Here is a 22,624-nt window from a genome sequence, read left to right on the forward strand (position 1 = left end):
GATTACTCTCCTTTTGTATTCTCTAAAAATGTCACTGCACGATGTAAGCTGTCTTCAAGTTCTCCCTTTACACGCTGCATTTGCTCCATTTTCTCGTCTAGCGTTTGCACTTGTTTTTCAAGCATCTCTTTAATTTCTTGAATCACTTCACGATCACGGGGATTCTCACTATTTCTTCTTTGCTCCATTCTTTCTTTTAACGATAAAAAATGTTGCATTTCTTGAAGCGTAATCCCTAACACTTCTTTCGCTTCCACAATTCTTTTAATTCTAGCGATATCTTCGTCTGTATACAGGCGAATGTTCCCCTCACTACGTTCTGGGGGATGAATTAAACCAATTTCCTCATAATAACGAAGTGTACGTTTTGTTAAACCAACTTGCTTTGTAACTTCATCAATCTTATACATGTTTATTCCTCCCTTCACTCGATTATTACATTTTACGTTAACGTTAACTTTTGTGCAACTGTTAGACTTTTGTAAATGTTTGTCATATTAAATTGTATTTTTTCAAAAGCAGTTTCATAATGAAAGAAAAGAAATGATAAGGAGAATTTCACATGAGTAAACCACTTATTTTCGCTCATCGCGGCGTAAAAGGAACACATCCAGAAAATACGATGATTGCCTTCCAAGAAGCTGAACGCATCGGCGCCCATGGAATTGAGCTTGATGTCCACCTATCAAAAGATGGTGAACTTGTCGTAATTCACGATGAAACAGTCGATCGTACAACGAATGATGTAGGTCTTGTCTCTGAAAAAACGGTAAAAGAGTTACAAGCTTTAGATGCCGGCAGCCATAAAGATCCTTCTTTCCATGAAGCAAAAATCCCAACGTTACGCGAAGTATTCATTTGGTTATCTACAACAAAGTTACAGCTCAACATTGAGTTAAAGACAGATGTCATTCACTATCCAAACATTGAAGAAAAAGTTGTTGCTCTCGTTCGAGAATATCATCTTTCTAATCAAATTGTATTCTCTTCATTTAATCACGACTCTGTTTCATTATTAGCAGAAATAGCTCCTGAAATCCCAAGAGCAATTTTATATGACACACCTCTTGCTGATCCTATCGCTGAAGCGAAAACTAGAGAAGCAACTGGTTTACATCCAAACTTTCAACTACTAACAAAGGAATTTGTTCAACTAGCGCAAAAACAAGGGTACGTTTTCCGCCCTTATACAATTAACGAATACAAAGATTTGCAAACTATGATTGATTATGGCGTAGATGTCATTATTACCGATTGGCCAGCACGTGCATTTGAGCTCCTTTCTTAATTGAAGGAGCTCTTTATTTTCGAAATTTCATTGTTTAAAATAATCGAAAACCCTCAATACTAATACAATAATGTTTGTATGAATGAGGGGCTGAAAAAGATGGATCAAACTATGAATCCAAAACTTAAAAAATATAAACGTCTTTTCTTCACCGTAATGTTTTCTTCTGTTCTTTTTTTCGTTTTCTCCTTTTTTGTTATTATTATAGTTGCAAAAATTATGGGACCTCCTCCTGTTGCTGTCCCGCAAACAAGTGTCTTTTACGCTAATGATGACACTGTTATAGGACAAAGTAATCAGGTACAAAAACGCTACAATGTATCTCTCAATGAAATTTCTCCTTATGTAAAAGAGGCAACACTATCTATCGAAGATCAACGATTCTACAAACATCATGGCTTTGATATGAAGCGTATTGCTGGTGCCATTGTTGCTGATTTAAAAGCGATGGCAAAAGTCCAAGGTGCTAGTACGATTACACAACAGTATGCCCGTAACCTATACTTAGATCATGATAAAACGTGGAAACGTAAACTATTAGAAGCAATGTACACAATCCGTCTTGAAGTGAATTATAATAAAAATCATATTTTAGAAGGATATTTAAATACAATTTATTACGGGCATGGTGCTTATGGAATCGAAGCTGCGTCCCGTCTATATTTTGATAAAACAGCAAAAGAATTAACATTAGCGGAAGCTAGTATGCTCGCGGGTATACCAAAAGGACCTAGTGTCTACTCTCCCTTTTTAAAAAAAGATCGTGCGAAAGAACGACAATCTCTTATATTAGATGAAATGGTAGAACAAGGCTATATTACGAAGAAACAAGCAGCTTCAGCAAAGAAAGAATCACTAACTTTCGCTTCATTAGATACGAAAAAAGTCGCAGAGGTTGCGCCTTATTTCCAAGATGCTGTACAAGCTTCTCTTCTTCGCGATGTCGGATTAGATGAGCAAGCCTTACAAAAAGGCGGCTTGCGTATTTATACAACGCTAGACCCAAAATTACAATCAGTTGCAGAACAAGCTGTAAAAGACCACATACCTGACACGACAAACATACAAACTGCGCTCGTCTCTATGAATCCAAAAACAGGTGAAGTAGCTGCCCTTGTTGGTGGAACTGATTATAATACAAGTCAATTTAACAGGGCTACACAGGCCGCTCGCCAGCCTGGATCTACATTTAAGCCATTTCTATATTATGCGGCATTAGAACGAGGATTCACCCCTGCTACGCGCTTAAAAAGCGAATACACCGTGTTCACTTTAGGTGACGGTGTTTCAAAGTATAAACCGAAAAACTATAAAGACTATTATGCAGACGATTTTGTAACAATGGCGCAAGCTCTTGCGGTCTCTGATAACGTATATGCCGTGAAGACTAATTTATTTTTAGGCGAAGACATTCTTACAAAGACAGCGAAGCAATTCGGCATTAAAAGTGCATTAAAAGATGTCCCTTCCCTCGCGCTCGGTACATCTCCTGTAAAACCAATTGAAATGGTTAACGCTTATAGCATGTTCGCAAACGGGGGAAAAGAAGTAAAACCTATTTTCATTCGCCGCATTATGGATCATGAAGGAAATATTTTATACGATGCTCATTTGGAGAGTAAACAAGTTCTTGATAAGAGCAAAGCATTTGTGATGGAAGAAATGATGACAGGCATGTTTAATAAAAAACTAAGCAGTTATGCTGCTGTAACTGGTCAATCAATGTTATCTAAACTATCAAGAACCTATGCCGGAAAATCTGGTTCTACCGAAACAGATAGTTGGATGATTGGGTTTACCCCGCAACTCGTAACTGGCGTATGGGTTGGATATGATCAACCTAAATCAATTTCAAACGTAGCAGAACAAGGCTATGCGAAAAGAATATGGACTGATACGATGGAGAAAGGCTTAGATGGACAGCCTAAAAAAGAGTTTAAACAACCAAGTGACGTCGTTGCAGTCGATATTAACCCTGAAAACGGGAAAATCGCTACAAAAAATTGTCCAATTTCAGTGAAAATGTATTTTGCAAAAGGTACAGAACCAACTGAATATTGTATGGATCACGTTGATGATAAAGAGGAATTTGAAAAGACAACTGAAGAAAAGAAAAAAACAAGTTGGTGGAAAAAATATCTTCCTTGGTAAAAAAAAATAGCTGACGGACATCCGTCAGCTATTTTTTATTCACTTAATAAAGCACGGCGCAATTCTTCGCTAGACTCGTTCCAAATCGCTTCATTATGTTCTTTTAAGAATGTACCAAGTACTTTTTTAGATGATTCGTCCATATGTTCAACCATAATGTGACGCTTCAATGATTTATCCATTTTGTTTACGTGCTCTGGAAGTGACTTATATCCGCGGCGAATTTCACGGTCAACTGTCATTTCACAAGCTGTTACACCTGCGTAATACGCACCTGTTGCTGTTCTTTCAATCGTTACCCATACAAGCCAGTATGGTTTTCCGTTTGGAACTTCATCTTTATTTGTTAAAAACTTAATACCTTTTTCTACTGTACTACGTGCATGCATCGCACCGATATCAACAAATGCTGTTTTCTCTAGTACATCGACAAATACAGGTGAAATGTTTTCTAGACTTAATGCCCCAACGCCAAAACCACCATGTCCATCTGTTGAATCATTTTTCACGATATTAAAACCGATTTTTTTCTTTTTCTCTGTCATATGTAAATTCCTCCTCACTTAATGATTATAAAAGGCCAAAGATAGGCGCAATAATACTGTTTAAAAATGCAAATACGTATGGAATGACAACATTAAAAATAGGTTGGATTGTGTAATTGCTAAGCGGTGTAATAACTAGAATTAATAAAGCAATTGCCCCGTATTTTTCATACTGTGTCATTTTCGCACGAATATTTGTTGGTGCTAAATCCTCCACTACGCGATATCCATCAAGTGGCGGGATTGGTAATAAGTTAAAGACAAGTAAAACGATATTCAACATAATAAAAATCTGGAAAAATTGAGCTAGCGTATCTGCTACTGCAAATGGAATTGAGTCTAATACACCAAATGTTAATAAGCTATACCAAATAATTAAACCGATTGCGCTTAAAATTAAGTTACTAATCGGTCCTGCAATTGAAACTAATATACCTGCAAGACGAGGTCTTTTAAAGTTATATGGGTTAACAGGAACTGGTCTCGCCCAACCAAAACCAAGAATTAATACAGCAATCATCCCGATAGGATCTAAATGTGCCATCGGTGATAAAGTTAAGCGCCCTTGTCTCTTTGCTGTATCGTCTCCAAATTTATATGCTACATATGCATGCGCAAATTCATGCACTGATAATGCGATAATAATGGCCATTGCTACCAAAGGAATTTGGTGCAACGGGTATCTAAATAACTGATCCATACTTCATCTCCTCTTCCATATGTCAAAAAAGAAATTATTTGTTTTTTGATTGTTCTTCCACATAATCCGCTATAATAAGAGTGTAACTTACATAAAAGGAGCGATTATATATGCCATACGTAACAGTGAAAATGCTAGAAGGACGCACAGAGGAACAAAAGAAAGCTCTTGCTGAGAAAGTAACAGCAGCAGTAAGCGAAACAACTGGTGCTCCTGAAGAAAACATCGTTGTTTTCATCGAAGAAATGTCTAAAAACCATTATGCAGTTGGCGGAAAACGCTTAAGCGACAAATAATTTCAAGTTCTTTCATAAGAAGCAGCTTTTAGCTGCTTCTTATTTTTTGCCTTCGAGTAACTCGATGATTCTCTCTTTATATTTTCCTTTTCTTCCATCTTCATAGATTAAATCATGCGGGTAGAATAGCTTTTGATCCCTTCTCTTCTTACCAGTAATCGCCTCAACAATATCCGATTCACGTGAAAGCTCTCTAAGTTCTCCATTTGGCATAAGAAGTAAGATTGGTAGACGTTCTTCTTCTTCACCAGCACGGTAAAAGTCGTACGGTAAGTCTGATGTTGAATCAACTACTAAATAGTATTCTGGATCGAGTCCAATCTTTTTAAATAAGCTACTTAATTCCATCCAATTATCTAAACCGTGCTTATCTGTAAACTCTACATATTTAAATAGGTTTCGATTCATAAAACGACGGCATAGATCACTTAAAATTGGATCCTCTTCGTCTTGCCATACTTGGAAGTAATAATACATAACGTTCTCGTCTAACTTTAAATAATCCTCTACTGTTACTTCTTCTTCAAATAAAGAATAGAAATGAACCGGATGATTCTTAAATGTATAGTACTTCTCGTGCAATGATTTTGCACGGTGTAAAATCTTCGTTAAAATAACTTCAGCACTGCGTGTTACTGGATGGAAATATACTTGCCAGTACATTTGATAACGACTCATAATATAATGTTCAACAGCATGCATACCACTATTTTTAATAACTACTTGATTTCCGTACGGACGCATAACGCGCAGTATACGTTCCATATCAAAGTTTCCATACTTTACGCCAGTGAAATACGCATCTCTTAATAAATAGTCCATGCGATCTGCATCAATTTGACTGGAAATCATGCTAATCGCTAATTTATTAGTAGATGTTTTCGCAATTACATCGGCTACCTTTTGTGGGAAATCTTTATCCACACGACTTAATACACGATTAATTTCTGTATCTCCAACGATAATCTTTTGCGTAAATTTCTCATGGTCTAATGAAAATACTTTTTCAAACGAATGAGAAAACGGACCGTGACCGACATCATGAAGCAATGCCGCACATAAGCATAACAATCTATCTTCAGCATTCCAATTCGGTCTGCCATCAAACACATCATCAATCATACGACGAATAATTTCATATACACCTAACGAATGAGTAAAGCGACTATGCTCTGCACCGTGAAATGTAAAAAATGTCGTTCCAAGCTGCTTAATACGGCGCAAGCGTTGAAATTCTTTCGTTCCGATTAAATCCCAAATAACACGATCGCGCACGTGCACATATTTATGTACCGGGTCTTTAAACACTTTTGTTTCGCTGAGTTTGTCGTTTAAATATACCACTTTCCGACATCCCCCTTTCTTTACTGCATTCTTACTATATATTATAAACGAAATAGGAAACAGAAAGAAATGAAAGACTATATTAATTGCCCTTATATAAAGAAAAAATCACTTTTACCGGGGTAAAAGTGATCTCTTTTTATATATTATTTCCCTAAAACGAACTCAGCAACTTCATCTAAGATCATTTCTTTACCTAGTGGGAAGTAACCTTTGTTTAATTCTTCGTTTTTAATTGTAAATACGTGGTTGTTTTTAACAGCGTTCATATTTTTCCAAATTGATTCTTCTTGGAATTCTTTTAGGCGCTGAGAACCGTCACCAGTCGTAAATATGAATAAGTAATCTGGGTTGTAATCGATTAAAGCTTCTTTTTGTACTTGTACTAACGGTTTATCAGTTGGTGTACCTTTAACTGCTGGTAATTTTAAATCATTAAAGATTACACTACCGTAACCGTAGTCACCGTATACACGGAAAGCATTTGGATATGCAGCCATTTTCATGAATTTAGCATCGCCAGTTTTCGCAACGATTTTGTCATGTAATTTGCTTGCTTTTTCGTCATACTGTTTGAACCATTCTTTTGTTTCTTTCTCTTTACCGAAGATTTGACCTACTTCTTCGAATTTTGGACGCCATTGGTCTAATGGAGTTTTTAACATAACTGTTGGTGCAATTTTAGATAATTGATCATAAATCTTTTCTTGACGATTATTTACAAGAATTAAGTCTGGTTTTGCAGCAGCTACTGCTTCGATGTTAATTTTATCTCCCCAAGCAGAACCAACTGGTTTTACGTCTTTTAATTTCTTTTCAATATGTGCATCAATTTTTTCTTGAGATGTATTAGCAGTAATAATTGGTTTCATACCAAAGATTAATAATTCTTCTGTTGAACCACTAAGGTCAGCAATTTTCTTGGGATTTGCAGGGATTTTAATTTCCCCTTTTGCATGTTGTACAGTGCGCTCTTCAGTCTTCGCATCCTTCGCATCTGCTTTCTTCTCTTCTTTGTTAGAACAAGCTGCAAATAGTACAGAAGTAACGACTAGTACCATTGCTAATAACGCCATTTTAAAATTCTTCATGTTCCCACTCCTTCTAGCTGTATTTCTCTTATAAGTTACAGTGAACTATAAGAAACAAGGTTAACAATTAATAAATATATATTGATTAATTGTTGCTTATGCCCCCGTTCTAACGGGTGTTCAACTTCCTATTTACTAATAAGAAGCTCAACGTCCATTAGAAGCCCCCCCTCTTTACGAGGGGGATTCTACTTATGCTTTTTTACGCAATTGATTACTAATCATCGCTAAATCATACGTTAAACAAATTGGCTTACAGTTTACTGGACATGGAACAATTTGAGCTTCAATCTCAAATACATTACGAAGTGTTTCACTCGTCATCACTTCATCTGGCGTTCCTTGTTTCATTAACTTACCAGCTTTTAATGCAATCATATGATCTGAGAAACGAGAAGCATGGTTTAAGTCATGGATAACCATAACAATCGTTCTACCTTCTTCTTCATTTAACTTTTTCAATAAGTTTAATACTTCTAATTGATGGGCCATATCTAAGTACGTTGTCGGTTCATCTAATACGAGTAATTCTGTCCCTTGTGCAAGAGCCATCGCAATCCATACGCGTTGACGTTGCCCACCTGATAATGCCTCTGCTGGACGATTTGCGAATTCTGTCATTCCCGTCACTTCAAGTGCCCAATGAATGTAGCGATAATCCTCTTCTTTCAACGTTCCAAATCCTTTTTGATGAGGAAAGCGTCCATATGAAACGAGTTCAAATACAGTAAGGCCAGTTGGTACTTCTGCAGTCTGTGGTAAAATTGCCATTTTCTTTGCGATTTCTTTCGTTGGTTGTTTCTCGATTGCTTTTCCGTCAAGATAAACAGTACCTTTTTTTGCTTTCAAAATACGAGAAGCCGTTTTTAATAATGTGGACTTTCCACAACCATTTGGTCCAATAATTGTTGTAATTTTCCCTTCCGGAATTTCAACTGTTAATCCATCAATAATTAACCCTTCATTATAGCCAACAGATACCGCATCAACTGCTAAAGTTGCCATACAAAAAGCCTCCCTTTACTTTGTCCTCATAAGTAAGTATATAAAATACGGTGCACCAATTACAGAAATAACAAGACCGACCGGTATTTCTGAAGTTGGTAACACACTTCTTGAAATTACGTCTGCGAATAAAAGTAAAAACGTTCCTATTAGTGCAGCTGTAGGCAGCATAATTTGATGTTTCCCACCAACAAGGCGCCTCGCTAAATGGGGAGCCATTAAACCGATAAAACCAATTCCTCCGGCAACAGCGACAGATGCACCTGCTAAACAAACTGCAATAAATAATAATTTACGTCTTTCCTTTTCTACGTTTACACCAAGACCAACTGCTGTAGAGTCGCCTAGGTTCATTACATTTAGTATGTGTGCTTTACTAATAGCTAGTGGCAAGAAAATAACCATCCATGGAAGGACACTTAGCACGAACTTCCAATCTGTGCCCCAAAGACTTCCTGCTAACCAAATCGTAGCAAAGCGGAAATCGTTAGATGTCATCTTCATAGAAAAAATTAAACTAACAGCACCAAACCCGGCTGCAACAGCGATACCCACAAGTATCAATCGAGTAGATGAAACGCCGTCTTTCCATGCTAGTAAATAAATAATAACAGCTGCTAATATCGCTCCAACTAGTGCGAAGAACGGAAGAATGAATACAGATAAAAATGTACCAGTTCCTACTTTCCCGAAGAAAAAGTAGACAAAGATAACAACTGTTAATCCCGCTCCAGCGTTAATACCGATAATACCTGGATCAGCAAGTGGATTTCGTGATAACCCTTGCAAGATCGCACCTGACATAGCTAAAGCAGATCCAACTAATATAGCAATGACCATACGCGGCATACGGAATTCAAATAAAATAACAGACTGATCTTCAGCCCCGAGTCCAACCAATGACTTTAATACGTCCATTGGCGGTATTTTAAATGTCCCTGTATTTAAACTCACTAAAAATACAGTAACGATTAATCCTACTAAAATTGTTAAAACCGAAACGTTCTTTTTTGTTAAGACACTTGTCCTCACATTTTTCCTCTCCCTTCGTTACGTGCTAAGTAGAGGAAGAATGGAACCCCAATTAGCGCTGTAATTGCTCCAATTGGCGTTTCAAACGGCGGATTAATAACGCGAGATAACATATCTGCACATTCAATTAACAGCCCGCCTAAGACCGCAGAACATGGAATAACCCATCTATAGTCTGAGCCTACAAGGAAACGAGTCATATGTGGGATGACAAGACCAACAAATCCAACCGATCCTGCCATAGAAACTGCCGAACCTGTTAACACAAGAACAAGTACTGTCCCGATAAATTTAATTAATGTCGTATTTTGACCAAGTCCAATCGCAATTTCTTCACCGAAGCTTAAAATTGTAATATACCTCGACATCATAATTGCAATGAAGAGACAAACTAGACCAATCGGTACTAACATATTAATACTTTCCCATTTCACTCCAGCAACTCCGCCTGCATTCCACATACTTACCTCTTGGGCAAGATTGAAATATAGCGCAATTCCAGATGAAATGGCCCCTAATAAAGCACTAATCGCGGCACCCGCTAAAGCTAATTTCACAGGCGTTAATCCACCTGGTGAAGAAGATCCAATTCCATATACAATGCTCGCTCCAAACGCAGCACCAATAAAAGATGCGATAACGAACATTAAATAAGGTGAATTAGGGAAGAATGCATACATAATTGCAATTCCAAATACAGCCCCATCTGTAATCCCCATTAACGATGGGGATGCAAGTGGATTTCGCGTCATACCTTGCATAATTGCTCCTGATACCGCTAAAAAGGCACCTGCTACTACGCCCCCTATTGCTCTAGGCATGCGAAGTTCTTGAATTACATTATGATGCGTAATAGAACCGTCAAACTGAAATACAGCTTGCCATACAGTCTTTAAACTAATATCTGCAGCACCAAACGAAATAGACAGTGCCATGCTTAAAGCTAACAAAATTGTACCTGCTACTAAAATAATAGAGGCAATGAGCGGCCTGCTCTTAATCTCTTTAACATTCACATCTTGCTGTTCTATACTCCTTGCGCTCGCTTCCATCCCTCAACCATCCTAACCAACAACATATGTTTAATTTAATGAAATGAAATTTATTCTCAAATAGCAATAAAAAAATTAAATAAATCGGCCCTTTTCTGATAATGATTCTCAGAATCAGACACCTTCTATTCTACCTATCGCTTCAAAAGACTGTCAACCATTATTTTGAAATACAAATTCATATAGGCCGAGACCTTAATAAATAGATAATGCCTATCTATCATGAACTATTATCATCACCAGTTAAGCTTTCTCAGAATAGATTCTTCCTCTTATGGGCATAAAAAAAGAAGAGTAATCTGTTCACTCTTCTTTTCCTTACTTATTTAACTTTGCTTCAATTTTTACAATTAATTCGTCTTCTGTTGGCGCTGCAACTGGACGATTATTTACAAATGCGAATGATTTTTTACGGCCAGGGCCACAGTAAGACTGACATCCAACTTCAATCGTTGCACATGAATCTACTTTTTTTAGCTTTGGAATCAGCGTTTTAACGTTCGTTGCCTGACAATCATCACACACACGAAATTCGTTTCCCATTATATAACACTTCCTCTATTTTAAACTTTTCTCAAGTACATTTAAAAATAAACACTAAATGGTATTTTACCGCTCTTTGAAGCTCGTTGCAAGTTTCCTTTCGACGCTCTTTCCACATATAATGCTACATATGTATATGTTTTCCTACAGCAGCTTCCGTCATTCTTGGCAAAATTTATCCCGCTTTAATGGGCAGTAAGATCCCCACCTTAAAATTCAGCGAAAGCAAAGAAGTTAGGTAGGGGATGAAGAACCTCCCACTGATGAAAGTTTCACTTTATACCTCTCATCGAAATCTACCATATTTTTAAAAGCTTTGTATAAAAGCTCATTTTTTTGCCCATTATAAAAATAGGAAGTTCATAAAAAGAAAGGGAGTTGAATCTATGAAAGTAAGACAAGATGCTTGGACGGATGAGGATGATTTATTACTTGCTGAAACTGTACTTCGTCACGTTCGAGAAGGAAGTACCCAATTAAATGCATTTGAAGAAGTAGGAGACAGATTAAATCGTACATCGGCTGCCTGTGGTTTCCGTTGGAATGCTGTTGTTCGCTATAGCTATGAACAAGCTCTTCAACTAGCAAAAAAACATCGTAAAGATAAAATGCGTGCTGCAAGTGGTGAACAAGCGAAAAAACGTTTACTTTATACACCACCAGCTTCAGATTCGATAACTAATTATGAAGAGTTCGTACAAGAGGAATCAATTGTACAATATAAAGAAGCTACTCCATATCAAGAAACTACCGTTCCTACTGCAAAAGGCCCTATGACAATGCAAGATGTTATTTATTTTTTACAAACAGTCGGATCTTCAAATATAAAAGTGACAGCTCTTGAAAACGAGAATACGAGATTGAAACAAGAAATTAAATCACAAATCCTTCGAAATGAAGAACTAGAAAAGAAACTGGAAAAATTAGAAAAACAATCTCATACTGTACAAGAAGATTACGAAACACTTATGAACATTATGAACCGCGCTCGTAAGTTGGCAGTCATGGATGAAGAAGAACGTTCTCAAACATCTTTCCGAATGGATCGAAACGGTAATTTAGAAAAAATTGCAGAGTAAAAAGGATGCATTACATGCATCCTTTTTGTTATTTCACTTCAACCATATGTGCTTCTTCTACTTTAGAATCCCTCTTTATATCTGGAAAAATCTTTTCCTTTGGATTCTCTTTAAAGGATGCTAAACCAATTGTTTTTACCGGTTCACTTATTTTTGCATATTCTGCATCACTAACAACTGCATACATATCTGTATATTTACGCGCATCACCAATTACTACATTGCCTTCGTACTTCATTTTCTTTCCATCAATTACTACATCTTTTTGTTCCTCTTTAGCAAATACAATTCCAGCTTCATCAGAAATAGCCGGCAATGCTTTAATAGGTTCTACATCTTCTTTCACTACTTTTTTCAGCATGTTTTCCTTTACCATCTTCTCAGCCGTTGTTTTATTCATGATTAAAACCTTTTTCTCATTAACAGTACCTAGTTTAGCTTCAAATTTATTTTGAGATTCAATTTTATCTTTATATTGATCCATTGTTTGTTGAACGCCTGTTTCATCTCCGTACATAACAACACCCGTTGCTTGTGGTGCAATCATATCCATAATAGAACAGCCACTAAATACAGCAGCTGACATAATCGCTACGATTCCTAATTTAACATTTTTCATTTGTATGCCTCCTAAAATCAATAATTACATCTCTTAGTTTAGCCATCTTAGATCATTTAACCAATTCACTTTCCTTACAACAACCTTACAATTCAGTAAGGTTTTCTCTTAAAAACTACTTTCATTATTTTTTGCTATAATAGAGATTGTCATTTTAAAGATAAGGGGTTAGTTATATGAGCAATTCCCGTTCCATTTTATCTCAGCCAGAGTGGCGTATTGTAGATCAGTCTAGTTTAGGACCAACATTCCATGCACTTCAATCATTCGCAATGGATGATACATTATGCACAAGCATTGGAAAGGGCGAATCAGCTGCAACAATGCGCTCTTGGGTTCATCACAATACAATTGTTCTTGGCATTCAAGATTCACGCCTACCACACTTAGAAGAAGGTATTTCCTTTTTAAAAGAAAACGACTTCAATGTTATCGTTCGTAATTCTGGCGGGCTTGCAGTCGTACTTGATGAAGGTGTGTTAAACGTATCACTTTTATTCCAAGAGACGGAAAAAGGTATCGATATTGATCTTGGATACGATACAATGTGGCATTTAATTCAGGAAATGTTAAAGGATTACGATGTTACAATTGAGGCAAAAGAAATCGTTGGTTCTTACTGCCCTGGTAGCTACGATTTAAGTATTCGCGACCAAAAATTTGCTGGTATTTCACAGCGCCGTATTCGCGGTGGTGTCGCTGTCCAAATTTATCTCTGTGCTACAGGAAGTGGCTCTGAACGTGCCGCACTTGTTCGTGATTTCTACAACCTAGCCATTCAAGGAGAAGAAACACGCTTTACTTATCCTGAAATTGTACCGAGTACGATGGCTTCACTTTCAGAATTACTTGGCGAAACCATTACAGTACAAGATTTAATGATGCGCCTTTTAAAAACATTGCAGCAATTCGCTCCAAAGTTAACACCATCTCAATTAACAATAGATGAAATACCTTTATATGAGACGAATTTACAACGTATTATTGATCGTAACAATAAAGCACTTGGCTTAGAAAAATAAAGACCGTCGCTATTTTAGCGACGGTCTTTATTTCAATTCGTTATAGAATTAAAGTGCTTGAGCTGCTGTAATTAAAGCTAACTTGTACACTTCTTCTTCGTTACATCCACGAGATAGGTCGTTTACAGGCATGTTTAAACCTTGTAAGATTGGTCCTACTGCTTCGAAGTTACCTAAACGTTGAGCGATTTTGTAGCCGATATTACCAGCTTCTAAGCTTGGGAATACGAATACGTTAGCATCACCTTTAATTGTAGAACCTGGAGCTTTTTTCTCAGCTACAGATGGTACGAATGCAGCATCGAATTGGAATTCTCCATCTAGAGCTAATTCTGGAGCCATTTCTTTTGCAATGCGAGTTGCTTCTACAACTTTTTCTGTTTCTGGAGATTTCGCAGAACCTTTTGTAGAGAAGCTTAACATAGCAACGCGTGGATCAATGCCGAATAGTTCAGCAGTTTTCGCACTTTCGATACCAATTTCAGCTAAATCTTGGCTATTTGGTGCAATGTTAATTGCACAATCAGCGAATACATATTTCTCTTCTTCACGTACCATGATGAATACGCCAGAAGTTTTTGTAACGCCTGGTTTTGTTTTAATGATTTGAAGTGCTGGACGAACTGTATCAGCTGTAGAGTGAGCTGCACCACTTACTAAACCGTGTGCTTTGCCCATGTATACAAGCATTGTACCGAAGTAGTTTTCGTCTTTAAGGATTTTGCGAGCGTCTTCTTCAGTTGCTTTACCTTTACGGCGTTCAACGAAAGATGCTACCATTGCATCCATTTCTTCGTATGTAGCTGGATCGTAAATATCAACGCCTGCTAATGTTAAATTCATGCTAGCAGCTTTTGCGCTAATTTCTTCTTTATTACCAACTAAGATTGGTTTTACTAACTCTTCTTTTGCTAAACGCTCTGCAGCGCCTAAAATTCTTTCATCAGTTCCTTCAGGAAGTACGATAGAAATGCCTTTTCCTTGAACTTTTTCTTTTACTGTTGTAAATAAGTTGCTCACGAATAAACCCTCCTACATATGTTAAAAAACTCTATCTTTAAGAATACTTCTTTTCCTCTATATTTTAAACTTATAGCTCCCAAAAAATAGATAAAATAAAAATGATTATATTTTCATAAAATTCAGCCGTTAAATTCACCTTGCTTAAACACTTAAATGTGACAATTTTATGCGCCAAGGTTTTATATAGATGATTTTAAAACTATATATGCTATAGTTAACGTGTAAAACTATCATTAACTGAGGTGAATAGAATGAGTGAAGCAACAACAACGTTAGATGGCTGGTATTGTTTACATGATTTACGTTCTATTGATTGGGCTGCATGGAAAACATTATCTAGCGACGAACGCGGACAAGCTGTGTCTGAATTTTTAAATGTCGTTGAAAAATGGAACGACGTAGCTGCTGCGAAAAAGGGCAGTCACGCAATGTATACAGTTGTTGGCCAAAAAGCTGATATTATGCTTATGATTTTACGTCCAACAATGGAAGAGTTAAATGAAATTGAAACAGAATTGAATAAAACAACTTTAGCTGAATATATGGTTCCTGCATACTCTTACGTATCTGTTGTTGAACTAAGCAACTACCTTCCAGCTGATGAAGATCCATACCAAAATCCACAAATCTTAGCTCGCTTATATCCTGAGTTACCGAAAGCAAATCATATTTGCTTCTATCCAATGGACAAGCGTCGCCAATGTGATGACAACTGGTACATGCTTCCAATGGAGGAACGTAAGAAAATGATGTACAGTCATAGTAAAATTGGTCGCCAGTATGCAGGTAAAGTACGCCAAGTTATTTCAGGATCTGTTGGATTCGACGATTTTGAGTGGGGCGTAACATTATTCGCTGACGATGTTCTTCAATTTAAAAAGCTTATATATGAAATGCGCTTCGATGAAGTAAGTGCTCGTTATGGTGAATTCGGAACATTTTTCGTCGGAAACATTTTACCAGACGAAAAGGTAGAGAAATTTTTACACATATAAATCGTGAAAAAGGAACGAAATTCGTTCCTTTTTTTATTCCCCTCTATATTTCTCCTCAAAAAACTTCTTTTTTCCGCAAATTTGAACAAAAATCGACAAATCCTTTTAAATACCTTACAAAATTGTAACCTTTCTATATCCAAATTTATGCTAAAATGGTACGAGCTATATGCTAATAACGATGCGAAGGTGATAATGTATATGAAGAAAATCTTTTCTATTTTACTAGTGTTTCTATTGTCAATTTCTTCCTTAGGAGTAACAACATCCCATGCGGAAGAAAAAATACACATTGAGGCATCTGCTGCACTTCTATTTGATGCAGATACAGGAAAAATACTGCATGAACAAAATCCAGATGAATTACTAGCTATCGCTAGTATGTCAAAATTAATTGTTGTTTATGCCGTGTTAGAAGCAATTAAAGAAGGAAAAATCACTTGGGATACAAAGGTAAATATTTCTGATTACGCTTATGAAGTTTCACGTAATAATGAATTCTCTAACGTGCCGTTCGAAAAAGGACGTCAATATACTGTAAGAGAACTATATCATTCTATCGTTATCTTCTCTGCAAACGGATCTAGTATTGCCTTAGCAGAACTTCTTGCAGGAAGTGAGAAAAACTTCTTAAATCTTGCAAATGAACATGCAAAAAAACTAGGGTTAAAGAAATATAAATTTGTAAACGCTACTGGTTTAAATAACGCTGACTTAAAAGGAAAACATCCTGAGGGTACTGATCCAAATGCAGAAAACTCTATGTCAGCTCGCGATATGGGTATACTTTCAAAAGCAATGATTACAAAGTATCCAGAAATGCTAGAGGATACAAAACAAAGATTTAGAAACTTCCCAGATAATCATCCGAAACCAATTCGTATGGAAAACTGGAACTGGATGTTACCAGGAGCTGCTTTCGCTTATGAAGGTGCTGATGGTTTAAAAACCGGAAGTTCTGATACAGCTGGATACGGATTTACTATTACTGCTAAACGCGGTGATGTACGTCTTATTTCGGTTATTATTAAAACAAAATCAATGGACGAGCGCTTCACAGAATCTCGTGAGTTAATCGAATACGGGTTTAATAACTTCGAAAAACAAAAACTAAAGGTCGATAAAAACAATACACTCTCTGTAGTACAAGGGAAAGAGGATCAAGTAACTGTTGCACCGGAAAAAGAAATAACCGTAATTGCAAAAAAAGGTAGCAAAGACCCTTATAAAATTGGAACTGAAGTAGATAAATCTCTTGCTGAAGATGGTCATTTAATTGCTCCTATTAAGAAAGATGCAAAAGTAGGATCGATTACTTTAGAATCAACCGATAAATATGGTTTCTTAGACGGTAGTAAAAGTATGAAAGTTACTGCAAAAACGACAGAAGAAGTTGAAAAAGCAAATTGGTTTGTATTAACAATGCGCTCTATCGGTGATTTCTTCTCAAACTTATGGTCTAAAGTTTTTTAATAAAAAAGCTGGCTCACGCTAGCTTTTTTTATTTTCCACTCTCCATGTAAAACTTTGTTTGGTTGTCATATCTGAGTCCTTTTTCTCATACGTATGAACTAGTAATTGTTACACACTTCATCTAGACATAAACCTCTTTCCACAAGGTATTCCAAAAAGAGAGGTGACACATAATGGGCGTTATCGCGTATAACGAAGAAGATGTAAAGTTATTAGCTAGACTGATGCGTGCTGAAGCTGAAGGTGAAGGACAACAGGGGATGTTAATGGTCGGAAACGTTGGAGTAAATCGTGTCCGCGGGAATTGTTTAGACTTTAAAAATATTCGTAATTTACGTCAAATGGTGTATCAAAATCCTGGTGGTTTTGAGGCAACTCAAAAAGGTTATTTTTATCAACGTGCAAGGGAACAAGATATCGCATTAGCAAGGCGAACGATTCAAGGACAACGTTTTTGGCCTGCAAATTTTGCCTTATGGTTTTTTAGGCCTGAAGGTGCATGTCCACCAACTTGGTATAATCAGCAAAACTCTGGTCGCTTCAAAAAGCACTGCTTCTTCCAGCCAAATGCTGGGGATTGCCCTAGCATATATTAAGGAATGAAAACAAGGAGGGATTTTTGAATGGCACAGCAACAAAATCCGTATTACGGAACAGGTTTCTATCAACCATCTGGAACTTACGTACAACCGCAACAAATGACCCCACAGCAACAGCAACAGCAGCAAGCAATGCAACAACAAGTTGCGCAAGCTCAATATGCTGTTTCTCAAGGCATGTTACCTCTAGAACAGTCATATATTGAAAATATTCTTCGCTTGAACAAGGGCAAGCAAGCCACAGTTGTAATGACTTATGAGCGTGGTAGTTCACTCGGTACACAATCCTATACGGGTATTATCGAAGCGGCTGGTCGTGATCACATCGTAATTAGTGAGCCACAATCAGGGAAACGTTATTTATTATTAATGATTTACTTAGATTATGTAGAATTCCCAGAAGAAATTACGTATTTGCCTAGTCAACAAGCAACTTATGCTCCAAGACCATAAAAAAAGCTGGCGTATGCCAGCTTTTGTTTTTTATAATCCTTTTACAACTGCAGTTCCAACTAAGATCCATGCCACAATAAACGCTACACCACCAAGAGGTGTAATTGGACCAAAGAACTTAATACCTGTTGTACTTAATGCATACAGACTACCCGAGAACATAATGATCCCAGCTACCATAAGCCAACCAGCAGTAGTTAAGAGTGATGATTGAATTTTATCCATCAATAAAGCAACTACAAATAGTCCACCTGCATGAAACATTTGATATGTAACACCTGTTTTCCAAACCTCTAACATTTTTGCAGAAACTTTATTTTCTAAACCGTGTGCTCCGAAAGCCCCTAACGCAACAGATAGCCCCGCTGCAATACAACCTAGTAAAAAGAAAATTTTCATCTTAATTCCCCTTTTTTACTTTTATCATAAGCAATTTTTTCATATAAGCCAAACGATTTATCCTCTAAAAATCAAATAAAGAATTACCGTTTGCATCACTTTCTTTTATATATACTGGCTCATTAGAAACCGGTGCAATTGGTTGCATCGTGATTGGTTGTGATCCAATTATTTGTGATTGAACTTGTGGCTCTCTATACGTAGAAGATTCAACTTGCTCATCTAATAATAAATCACATAAAGCACGCACAACTAATACATGTTCTTTTGATTTTTGTCCTTCACTACTTTTTGCCTTTGCAATTTCATTCGCCATTTTATTTAAAATCTTATCGCTTGATATTTGCATCCCTTATCACCTCGTACTTTGTAGTTCTTTCTCAAATTGTCCCAGCTTCTCTACTGAACCAAATACTATTATCATATCATGTTCTTGCAACTTTTCCTGCCCCGTTGGATTATGTATAACATTCCCATTTCTCAAAATCGCTAAAATTGTTACATCAAATTGATTTCTAACATCACTCTCTAATAATGATTTATTAGCTAAAATAGAGCCCTTACCTACTGCAATTTCTTCAATTACAAATGACTGCTCCACGCCATACAGTACTGTATCAATATAATGAACTGTTAACGGATTCGCAATACCTTTTGCAATATGAATCCCTGCCATACTAGATGGATTAATCACCTTATTTGCACCAGCCCTCTTTAATTTGTCTTCGGTTTCTGGTTTTTCTGCTCTTGCCACAATTTTAATTGCATCGTTTAATCCTCTTGCAGTTAACGTAATAAATACATTTTCAGCGTCATTTGCTACGATAGCAACTAAACCAGCTGCCTTTGAAATCCCAGCATGTTGTAACACTTTGTCTTCTGTTGCATCTCCATGTACATATAAAAGCTTTTCCTTCTCTAATATGCTTTCATCTTTATCCACGACGACAAATGGGATCTTCTTTTCTTGCAATTCATGTACAACTTGTAGCCCTACTCTACCGCAACCACATACGATAATATGATTTTGTAACTGTGCTATTTGTTTATCCATCTTCTTCCTCCGTACTGCATGAAATAAATTCCCTTCAATAATCATAGCTGCCACTACACCAATTGCATACGTAACAATACCGACTCCAACCGGTATGATAAGGAGCGCAAAAACTTTTCCTGCATGTGTTACAGGAATGGCGTCTCCGTATCCCACCGTTAATACGGTAATCATCGTCATCCAAAATGCTTGAAATAAGCTAATCTCTTCAATTGTCATAAATCCTAATGTTCCTAGAATTACAACAAAAGTCATACATATAACTGCTATCCATAATTGCTTACGTGCATTCATATCATGTTTCAACTCTTTTCTCTATCTACAATCTTTGCCAGTGGAAATGAAATACATATATACTAGATACGGAATCTATGAAAGAGGTTGATATAATGAAAACATTTCTTTCCGCCTTACAATGGGCACTATTTATTTTAGCTGGGAGTCTTATTGTACCAATTAGCGTCGCAACTAGTTATGGTCTTGATGGCGCTGAAGCTATCGCATTCGTACAAAGAACATTATTTGTTCTAGGCTTTGCTGGTCTCTTACAAGCTATATTTGGGCATAAACTTCCTATTCAAGAAGGTCCTGCTGGCCTTTGGTGGGGAATTTTCTCCCTATATGCAAGTTTAGGTGTCGTATTATTTGGATCAAACAATGAGACACTTAAAGTTCTTCAATATGCTTTCTTATTAAGCGGTATCATTTGTATTATTCTTAGCGTTTTTGGACTTATTGATAAACTCGTTCGCTATTTTACACCGACAGTCATTGGAACGTACTTATTTCTTCTTGTTGCACAACTTAGTGGTTCCTTCTTAAAAGGAATGTTTGGCCTGGATGGAAAACATACAGAAGTACAACCTAATGTATTTATTCTTTCACTCATTGTTATTTTACTATCCTTTTTCATCATGAAGCTACCTATTATCGGACAATATTCTGTTCTTTTCAGTATCGTTTGCGGCTGGATATTATTCGCATGCTTTGGATTATCCAATCCAATAACACCAGTGACAGACATAATCCGTTTTCCATCCTTATTTGTTTTCGGAATGCCTCGTGTTGAATGGAACATGGTAATTACGGTCATTTTCGTTACACTCTTACTTCTAACAAATATGTTAGCAAGTATTCGCGTTGTACAAAAGGTTGTCTCTAAATATGAAGAAAATGCTGCATCAGATCGTTTTAAACAGGCCGGTATTATAACAGGAATCAATCAATTACTAGGCGGCCTGTTTTCGGCTATCGGACCTGTCGCTATTTCTGGATCAGCAGGTTTTATTGCAACGACTAATATTTATAAACGCCTCCCATTTATATTAGGGTCAAGCTTTATTATTGTCGTTAGTATATTCCCAAAGATCACTTCATTCTTTGCGGCAATCCCAGTTGCAGTTGGTTATGCTGCCATTTATCCTGTATTTGCAAGCATGATCGGTCTCGCCTTTCGAGAATACGAAACAGTACAGGATAAAGAACGATTATTTAAAGTAGCAGGTCTGTCAATCTTCACAGGAATTGGGGTTATGTTCGTTCCAGCAGGAGCATATTCCACGCTTCCACCATTTCTAGCTTCATTCCTAAGTAATGGTCTCGTTCTTGGGGCTGTAATGGCAATCTTACTAGAAATACTATTTTCTCGTTCGACAATAAAACAAGTATCGTAAATTGGAAAACTTCCATTATTGCACTCTACCTTTAGAGTTGTTACGATAAAATAAACATTTAATCATTGGGGTTTTGTCCATCCCCAATGATTATTAATTAATATGATGAGAAAAACACTCATAAAAATGAATCTACTTCTTTTTAAAGAGGTTCGATGTCTTACTATTATTTCTTACATCTCCATGAACATATATTTGATTTAAATAAAGAAGGGAATTTTCAATATGACTTATAAAATGATTGTTTTAGATTTAGATGATACTTTATTACGTGACGACCATACTATTTCACCTCGTACGAAAGAAGCTCTAATGACTGCACAAGAACAAGGTGTAAAAGTTGTACTTGCTTCTGGACGTCCAACGTTTGGTATGCGCAATGTAGCGAAAGAACTTCGTTTAGAAGAATACGGCAGTTTCATTCTATCTTTTAATGGCGCAAAAATTATTAACTGTAAAACAAACGAAGAAATCTTTAGTAGTACGCTTTCTCCTGAAATCGTTCACAACTTATTTGAAATTAGTAAAACTGAAGATGTATGGATTCATACTTATATTGGCGATGATATCGTAACGGAAGAAAATAATCCTTATACTGAAATTGAGGGCGATATTACTGGTATGCCTATCGTTGTAGTAGATGACTTTAAAGCTGCTGTTAAAGAGCCTGTAGTAAAAGTATTAATGAATAAAGAAGCTGAACGCCTTGTTGAAGTAGAAAAGAAATTACAAAAACAACTAGAAGGACAATTAAGCGTTATGCGTTCTAAACCATTCTTCTTAGAATTTACTGAAGCCGGTGTTACAAAAGGAACGAGCTTAAACCAATTAATCCAAAAACTTGGCATTAAGCGCGAAGAAGTTATCGCAATGGGCGATAGCTATAACGATCAGGCGATGATTGAATTCGCCGGTCTTGGTGTCGCAATGGGCAATGCACCTGATGATATTAAGGAAATTGCAAACTATGTAACAGATACAAATATGAATGACGGTGTAGCAAAGGTTGTAGAGAAGTTCGTACTAAAAAAAGAAGCACTTGTTTAATATTTCCACTCATAAAACCTATTTGAAGTCAAACACTTCAAATAGGTTTTTATTTAAATTACCATGCTTTTGTGACTATATTTTGAACTTTGCACTATTCTCGTAGTGTAAACTTTCTTTTTGTATATAATGAAACAAAAT

Annotated in this window: 25 protein-coding genes; 11 read left to right on the top strand and 14 right to left on the bottom strand. The window is 36.6% G+C overall.

Features of this window, described 5'->3' with window-relative positions; translation table 11 throughout:
- Positions 1-2: 2 nt before the first annotated feature.
- Positions 3-410, bottom strand: coding sequence for a MerR family transcriptional regulator (locus tag PSR14_RS28840; protein ID WP_000276568.1), 408 nt, complete (start codon positions 408-410; stop codon positions 3-5).
- A gap of 152 nt (positions 411-562) precedes the next feature.
- Here PSR14_RS28840 and PSR14_RS28845 point away from each other — a divergent pair, with 152 nt between their 5' ends.
- The gene (locus PSR14_RS28845) at positions 563-1,288 is read left to right on the top strand and encodes a glycerophosphodiester phosphodiesterase (RefSeq protein ID WP_000042763.1); all 726 of its coding nucleotides are present in this window, start codon (positions 563-565) and stop codon (positions 1,286-1,288) included.
- 99 nt (positions 1,289-1,387) lie between these two features.
- Entirely contained in the window at positions 1,388-3,439 is a 2,052-nt protein-coding gene (locus PSR14_RS28850) for a transglycosylase domain-containing protein (protein WP_000372994.1), read from the top strand.
- A 35-nt stretch (positions 3,440-3,474) separates the two neighbouring features.
- On the opposite strand, the gene PSR14_RS28855 is transcribed toward PSR14_RS28850, so the two are convergent.
- Positions 3,475-3,984 carry a YwhD family protein gene (locus PSR14_RS28855; protein ID WP_000136688.1) on the bottom strand — a complete coding sequence of 170 codons (510 nt, stop codon included), beginning with the start codon at positions 3,982-3,984 and terminating at the stop codon, positions 3,475-3,477.
- 25 nt (positions 3,985-4,009) lie between these two features.
- A complete protein-coding gene (locus PSR14_RS28860; protein ID WP_000372461.1) occupies positions 4,010-4,684 on the bottom strand; it encodes a site-2 protease family protein in 675 nt (224 codons plus the stop codon).
- A gap of 110 nt (positions 4,685-4,794) precedes the next feature.
- Between PSR14_RS28860 and PSR14_RS28865 the strand changes: the two genes are divergently transcribed.
- Entirely contained in the window at positions 4,795-4,980 is a 186-nt protein-coding gene (locus PSR14_RS28865) for a 2-hydroxymuconate tautomerase (protein WP_001147171.1), read from the top strand.
- A gap of 39 nt (positions 4,981-5,019) precedes the next feature.
- On the opposite strand, the gene PSR14_RS28870 is transcribed toward PSR14_RS28865, so the two are convergent.
- The 6 genes from PSR14_RS28870 to PSR14_RS28895 form a co-directional block, all read right to left on the bottom strand.
- The gene (locus PSR14_RS28870; protein ID WP_000262739.1) at positions 5,020-6,324 is read right to left on the bottom strand and encodes an HD domain-containing protein; all 1,305 of its coding nucleotides are present in this window, start codon (positions 6,322-6,324) and stop codon (positions 5,020-5,022) included.
- Between the two features lie 146 nt (positions 6,325-6,470).
- Positions 6,471-7,415: an ABC transporter substrate-binding protein gene (locus tag PSR14_RS28875; protein WP_098486893.1), complete on the bottom strand. Its 945-nt coding sequence runs from the start codon at positions 7,413-7,415 to the stop codon at positions 6,471-6,473.
- 192 nt (positions 7,416-7,607) lie between these two features.
- Positions 7,608-8,420, bottom strand: coding sequence for an ABC transporter ATP-binding protein (locus PSR14_RS28880; RefSeq protein ID WP_000212060.1), 813 nt, complete (start codon positions 8,418-8,420; stop codon positions 7,608-7,610).
- A gap of 15 nt (positions 8,421-8,435) precedes the next feature.
- On the bottom strand, positions 8,436-9,452 hold the full coding sequence (locus PSR14_RS28885; RefSeq protein WP_001260776.1) for an iron ABC transporter permease: 1,017 nt from the start codon (positions 9,450-9,452) through the stop codon (positions 8,436-8,438).
- The gene (locus tag PSR14_RS28890) at positions 9,449-10,504 is read right to left on the bottom strand and encodes an iron ABC transporter permease (protein WP_000388276.1); all 1,056 of its coding nucleotides are present in this window, start codon (positions 10,502-10,504) and stop codon (positions 9,449-9,451) included. The genes PSR14_RS28885 and PSR14_RS28890 overlap by 4 nt, the downstream gene beginning before the upstream one ends.
- A 318-nt stretch (positions 10,505-10,822) precedes the next feature.
- Positions 10,823-11,047, bottom strand: coding sequence for a DUF1450 domain-containing protein (locus PSR14_RS28895; protein WP_000526077.1), 225 nt, complete (start codon positions 11,045-11,047; stop codon positions 10,823-10,825).
- 386 nt (positions 11,048-11,433) lie between these two features.
- Between PSR14_RS28895 and PSR14_RS28900 the strand changes: the two genes are divergently transcribed.
- Positions 11,434-12,126 carry an RsfA family transcriptional regulator gene (locus PSR14_RS28900; RefSeq protein ID WP_000868374.1) on the top strand — a complete coding sequence of 231 codons (693 nt, stop codon included), beginning with the start codon at positions 11,434-11,436 and terminating at the stop codon, positions 12,124-12,126.
- A gap of 28 nt (positions 12,127-12,154) precedes the next feature.
- On the opposite strand, the gene PSR14_RS28905 is transcribed toward PSR14_RS28900, so the two are convergent.
- The gene (locus tag PSR14_RS28905; RefSeq protein WP_000800129.1) at positions 12,155-12,745 is read right to left on the bottom strand and encodes a lipoprotein BA_5634 family protein; all 591 of its coding nucleotides are present in this window, start codon (positions 12,743-12,745) and stop codon (positions 12,155-12,157) included.
- 176 nt (positions 12,746-12,921) lie between these two features.
- On the opposite strand from PSR14_RS28905, the gene PSR14_RS28910 reads away from it, so the two are divergent.
- Positions 12,922-13,767 (top strand): biotin/lipoate A/B protein ligase family protein, encoded by an 846-nt coding sequence (locus PSR14_RS28910; RefSeq protein ID WP_000071927.1) that lies wholly within the window; start codon positions 12,922-12,924, stop codon positions 13,765-13,767.
- 48 nt (positions 13,768-13,815) lie between these two features.
- On the opposite strand, the gene pta is transcribed toward PSR14_RS28910, so the two are convergent.
- Positions 13,816-14,787, bottom strand: coding sequence for a phosphate acetyltransferase (pta, locus tag PSR14_RS28915; RefSeq protein WP_000067214.1), 972 nt, complete (start codon positions 14,785-14,787; stop codon positions 13,816-13,818).
- Between the two features lie 254 nt (positions 14,788-15,041).
- Here pta and hemQ point away from each other — a divergent pair, with 254 nt between their 5' ends.
- The 4 genes from hemQ (at position 15,042) to gerQ (ending at position 18,310) form a co-directional block, all read left to right on the top strand.
- Positions 15,042-15,785 carry a hydrogen peroxide-dependent heme synthase gene (gene hemQ, locus PSR14_RS28920; RefSeq protein WP_406644100.1) on the top strand — a complete coding sequence of 248 codons (744 nt, stop codon included), beginning with the start codon at positions 15,042-15,044 and terminating at the stop codon, positions 15,783-15,785.
- A 195-nt stretch (positions 15,786-15,980) separates the two neighbouring features.
- Positions 15,981-17,258 (top strand): serine hydrolase, encoded by a 1,278-nt coding sequence (locus tag PSR14_RS28925; protein ID WP_169509297.1) that lies wholly within the window; start codon positions 15,981-15,983, stop codon positions 17,256-17,258.
- A gap of 173 nt (positions 17,259-17,431) precedes the next feature.
- Entirely contained in the window at positions 17,432-17,854 is a 423-nt protein-coding gene (cwlJ, locus tag PSR14_RS28930) for a cell wall hydrolase CwlJ (RefSeq protein ID WP_000538165.1), read from the top strand.
- A 27-nt stretch (positions 17,855-17,881) separates the two neighbouring features.
- The gene (gerQ, locus tag PSR14_RS28935; RefSeq protein WP_000068649.1) at positions 17,882-18,310 is read left to right on the top strand and encodes a spore coat protein GerQ; all 429 of its coding nucleotides are present in this window, start codon (positions 17,882-17,884) and stop codon (positions 18,308-18,310) included.
- A 30-nt stretch (positions 18,311-18,340) separates the two neighbouring features.
- Here gerQ and PSR14_RS28940 read toward each other — a convergent pair whose 3' ends face one another.
- The 3 genes from PSR14_RS28940 to PSR14_RS28950 form a co-directional block, all read right to left on the bottom strand.
- Entirely contained in the window at positions 18,341-18,709 is a 369-nt protein-coding gene (locus PSR14_RS28940) for a DUF423 domain-containing protein (RefSeq protein ID WP_000688322.1), read from the bottom strand.
- A 64-nt stretch (positions 18,710-18,773) separates the two neighbouring features.
- Positions 18,774-19,058, bottom strand: coding sequence for a YwdI family protein (locus PSR14_RS28945; protein ID WP_001167357.1), 285 nt, complete (start codon positions 19,056-19,058; stop codon positions 18,774-18,776).
- A 6-nt stretch (positions 19,059-19,064) separates the two neighbouring features.
- The gene (locus PSR14_RS28950; protein ID WP_000993997.1) at positions 19,065-20,057 is read right to left on the bottom strand and encodes a TrkA family potassium uptake protein; all 993 of its coding nucleotides are present in this window, start codon (positions 20,055-20,057) and stop codon (positions 19,065-19,067) included.
- 95 nt (positions 20,058-20,152) lie between these two features.
- Between PSR14_RS28950 and PSR14_RS28955 the strand changes: the two genes are divergently transcribed.
- Together PSR14_RS28955 and PSR14_RS28960 are read left to right on the top strand one after the other, a co-directional pair.
- Positions 20,153-21,436, top strand: coding sequence for a purine/pyrimidine permease (locus PSR14_RS28955; RefSeq protein WP_000847023.1), 1,284 nt, complete (start codon positions 20,153-20,155; stop codon positions 21,434-21,436).
- A gap of 225 nt (positions 21,437-21,661) precedes the next feature.
- A complete protein-coding gene (locus PSR14_RS28960; RefSeq protein WP_000221376.1) occupies positions 21,662-22,483 on the top strand; it encodes a Cof-type HAD-IIB family hydrolase in 822 nt (273 codons plus the stop codon).
- Positions 22,484-22,624 lie beyond the last annotated feature (141 nt).

The organism is Bacillus sp. A01H (genome assembly GCF_045277205.1).
GTDB lineage: Bacteria > Bacillota > Bacilli > Bacillales > Bacillaceae_G > Bacillus_A > Bacillus_A paranthracis.